Source organism: Nostoc sp. CHAB 5715 (genome assembly GCF_020829685.1).
GTDB lineage: Bacteria > Cyanobacteriota > Cyanobacteriia > Cyanobacteriales > Nostocaceae > Nostoc.
Map to the genome: position 1 here is coordinate 1 of NZ_JAIVFR010000979.1, position 2733 is coordinate 2733.

Sequence of the window (2733 nt, forward strand, 5' to 3'; positions counted from 1 at the left end):
CGTGCTTTCTCTTAGACAAATGACAAATGACAAATGACAAATGACAAATGACTAATGACTAATGACTAATGACTCTTGCGTTGCGGTTTAACTTTTTCCCCAGTAATGCTGACGATCAAGAATACAATCCCCCCATACCCAATGACAAATGACTAATGACAAATGACAAATGACAAATGACTAATACCAAAAATTGCTTAGTTTAACAGAAATGCCCCTCAAGGAGATGATACAACGATATCTCCTTGAGGAGCAAAACTTATCAATTCAATTGTTCCTATAATTTCGGTTTCTTAGAACAGGAATTATCTAGGATTAATGTGCCGTCTATTCCCCCATCCTGGATTAACAATGGCGGCTAAATCTTCTTCAGACAATTTGCTGATTTCACTCTCCAGTTCTTCGACGCTGAAATCATAGCCACGCTCTTGAGCAATCTTGACGAAGGCTTCTGGATTAGCTGTTGCTTTGAGTCTTTGCTGTAATGCTTGATCTTGTTTTACGGCTTGAAAAAGTCGGGTAGCATTTTGCTGTGTCATGACAGTCTATCTCCTGTTTTAAATATCAGGTTTGAATGTAGTAATTTGACTCCTGTGGAATCACTAAATTTTGTGAAAACCTTTAGATTAAGCGTGTAAGTTTAATTTTAAAACAAAGAAGAAAAATGTGTAGATTCTGATAAGAAAATATAAGTTTTAGTCTAAATATTTTTGCTACTTTTTAAAAATCAGCCCTAAGATGGAAGCAGTATTTAACTAAATAACATTGAGTTTGAATTGTAAATGCATTTTAGATTCTTTGCGTGAGTGATTCAGCCATGACGACTTTTGGCAAATAAAAGCTTGACTTAACACTTGTGAATAAAATAATATGTTAGATTGTCTGTCTAATTCCTGCTCGGATCAGGTAGACATATTACAAAAGCTGGCAAAAGCGTCTCTACACGAGATAAGAACCAGCTACCTGTACGGCAACCTCAAGGACAATTCCATGACCTACGCGATTATTGAAACTGGCGGCAAACAAATACGAGTAGAGCCAGGGCGGTTTTACGATATTGAACTGCTTCCGACCGAACCAGATGAAAAAGTTACAATAGACTCTGTATTACTCGTGCAGCACGATGGTGAAGTTACCATTGGACAGCCACTAGTGACAGGTGCGACTGTAGAAGGGACTGTAATGCGACATTACAGAGGTCGTAAAGTCTTGGTATACAAGATGAAGCCTAAAAAGAAAACCCGCAAAAAGCGGGGGCATCGTCAGGAAATTACCAGACTGATGATTGACTCTATCACCCTTAACGGTGCAGTATTTGCTGCTCAAGAAGCACCGGAGAAGGAAACCCCCGTTTTAGATGAGACTCCTGCCGAAGAAGTTGAAACTGCTGCTGAATAATAATAAAGAGAAGATACACAAGAGGAAATCATGGCTCATAAGAAAGGAACAGGTAGTACACGCAACGGTCGTGATTCTAATGCCCAACGTTTGGGTGTTAAGCGTTATGGTGGTCAAGTTGTGCGTGCAGGAAACATTCTCGTGCGTCAGCGTGGTACCAAATTCCACCCTGGTAACAATGTCGGTATTGGTAGCGATGACACTCTGTTTGCCTTAATCGACGGTGTTGTAATGTTTGAGAGAAAGGGCAAAACCCGTAAAAAAGTTAGTGTTTATTTACCCATAACTGCTGCTGAGGCAGCCCCTGCTGAGGCAGTAGCAAGTTAGAGTGTTAGGGTGGGCACTGTTACCCACCCTAATTGCTAGTTAGCGATCGCATGTCCTAGCCGTTGCTTAAAAGTCGCTTTGTTCCTCTGTTGCCCATAGATTAGTATCATGAGCATCAAAGCGCAGATATTCTTCAATAACAAAATATTACTTGCCTTGAAGGTAGGAAGCATCCGTCTAATTAAGTCTATGTTCCTGTAGAGGTTCTATGAGTCTGATTCTTCCCAAACGCACTCTATCCCGTCGTCGGTTATTGCAAGTATCTGGACTTTCAGGGGTAGGCTTTCTTTTAGGTGGTTGTGGGACAAATTTGTTCTCAGATAATCTCCGGCAAATATCTGAGCCACTAAACCAAAGTCTTGAAGCACTCCTGCTAAGTCAAAAACCAGTACCAGAATTTCCTGTCAGTGCCATAGAACTAGACAAATTGCTGATTAATACCTTTGACTTCACGCCGCAAATTGATCCGGCACAGTTTCGCTTGAAGATTGATGGGGAAGTTAGTAACGCAATGCAATTGAGTATGGTAGATATTCAAAAATTCCCCTTCACTTCAATGGTAATTCGCCATGTCTGTGTTGAAGGCTGGGCTGCGATCGCTCAATGGGGAGGCGTGCGATTACGAGACTTGGTAGCACTGGTACAGCCTAAGTCAAACGTCCGCTATGTCTACTTCAAATCTGCTGATGGTTACTATGAAAGCTGGGATATTGCCTCTGCTGTACATCCCCAAACTCTGATGGCTTATCAAAAGAATGGACAACCATTATCAGTTGATAATGGTGCGCCCATACGCCTAGCATCTCCAATTAAACTGGGCTACAAGCAAAGTAAGTGGGTGACTCAAATTACATTCGTCAGCAATTTGTTACCTCGTAAAGGCTATTGGGAGGATCAGGGCTATGAGTGGTTTGCTGGGTTATGAGGGAGATGAGGGGGATGAGGGAGATGAGGGAGATGAGGGGGATGAGGGAGAAAATTTTACCTTGTCTGTTTGCAATGGGATGT

General features: G+C 41.7%; 4 protein-coding genes. 3 read left to right on the plus strand and 1 reads right to left on the minus strand.

Annotated features, from left to right (window positions below; all coding sequences use genetic code 11):
• Positions 1-305: 305 nt before the first annotated feature.
• Positions 306-539: a Nif11-like leader peptide family natural product precursor gene (locus LC574_RS34675; protein ID WP_229458144.1), complete on the minus strand. Its 234-nt coding sequence runs from the start codon at positions 537-539 to the stop codon at positions 306-308.
• A gap of 451 nt (positions 540-990) precedes the next feature.
• Here LC574_RS34675 and rplU point away from each other — a divergent pair, with 451 nt between their 5' ends.
• From rplU to LC574_RS34690, 3 genes are all read left to right on the plus strand, one after another.
• On the plus strand, positions 991-1398 hold the full coding sequence (rplU, locus tag LC574_RS34680) for a 50S ribosomal protein L21 (RefSeq protein ID WP_229458146.1): 408 nt from the start codon (positions 991-993) through the stop codon (positions 1396-1398).
• 30 nt (positions 1399-1428) lie between these two features.
• A complete protein-coding gene (rpmA, locus tag LC574_RS34685) occupies positions 1429-1725 on the plus strand; it encodes a 50S ribosomal protein L27 (RefSeq protein WP_099099325.1) in 297 nt (98 codons plus the stop codon).
• A 208-nt stretch (positions 1726-1933) separates the two neighbouring features.
• Positions 1934-2650 carry a molybdopterin-dependent oxidoreductase gene (locus LC574_RS34690; protein ID WP_229458145.1) on the plus strand — a complete coding sequence of 239 codons (717 nt, stop codon included), beginning with the start codon at positions 1934-1936 and terminating at the stop codon, positions 2648-2650.
• Positions 2651-2733: the final 83 nt, after the last annotated feature.

Excerpts from the sequence above, each read along its gene's own strand:
- LC574_RS34675 (WP_229458144.1), bottom strand. The coding sequence starts at position 539 with ATGACACAGCAAAATGCTACCCGACTTTTTCAAGCCGTAAAACAAGAT.
- rplU (WP_229458146.1), top strand. The coding sequence starts at position 991 with ATGACCTACGCGATTATTGAAACTGGCGGCAAACAAATACGAGTAGAG.
- rpmA (WP_099099325.1), top strand. The coding sequence starts at position 1,429 with ATGGCTCATAAGAAAGGAACAGGTAGTACACGCAACGGTCGTGATTCT.
- LC574_RS34690 (WP_229458145.1), top strand. The coding sequence starts at position 1,934 with ATGAGTCTGATTCTTCCCAAACGCACTCTATCCCGTCGTCGGTTATTG.